The 552-nt window shown below is 51.4% G+C and carries 1 protein-coding gene and 1 rRNA gene; both read left to right on the forward strand.

Annotation, left to right across the window (positions count from 1 at the left end; translation table 11 throughout):
* Positions 1-211: hypothetical protein (locus H6F58_RS18025; RefSeq protein ID WP_206693807.1), on the forward strand; the 211-nt coding region annotated here is incomplete at its 5' end.
* 14 nt (positions 212-225) lie between these two features.
* A 23S ribosomal RNA gene (locus H6F58_RS17880) occupies positions 226-552 on the forward strand; the annotation flags it as partial.

The raw sequence follows: 552 nt of genomic DNA on the forward strand, positions 1-552 counted from the left end.
TGGTTTGTGGTTTTCATCCTTTGGGGTGGGGGTTGCGGGTTGTTGCTGCGGGGTGTGTTTGCGGGGGTGCGGGGTTGTTGTTTGGGAACTGTATAGTGAACGCGAGCATCTTGCAGATGAGATGAGCTTTGGGGTCCTTTTCCTTGGATTCCTGGGGTGTTTGAGTCTTGTCTGCGTGATTTTGTTAGATTGTTTTATTGCTCAATTCTGAGAACTTTGTTTTGTGTTGAAGTTTTTAAGGGCGCACGGTGGATGCCTTGGCATCAAGAGCCGATGAAGGACGTGGGAATCTGCGATAAGCCTGGTGGAGTCGATAACCGGACGTTGATACCAGGATTTCCGAATGGGGGAACCCCGCACCATGTTATGTGGTGTGACCTGCAGCTGAATGTATAGGCTGTGTGGAGGGAACGCGGGGAAGTGAAACATCTCAGTACCCGCAGGAAGAGAAAACAATAGTGATTCCGTTAGTAGTGGCGAGCGAACGCGGATGGGGCTAAACCGGTTGGTGTGTGATAGCGGATAGGCGTTGCATCATCGGGGTTGTGGGGT

This window comes from Glutamicibacter sp. FBE19, assembly GCF_015524875.1.
Lineage (GTDB): Bacteria > Actinomycetota > Actinomycetes > Actinomycetales > Micrococcaceae > Glutamicibacter > Glutamicibacter halophytocola.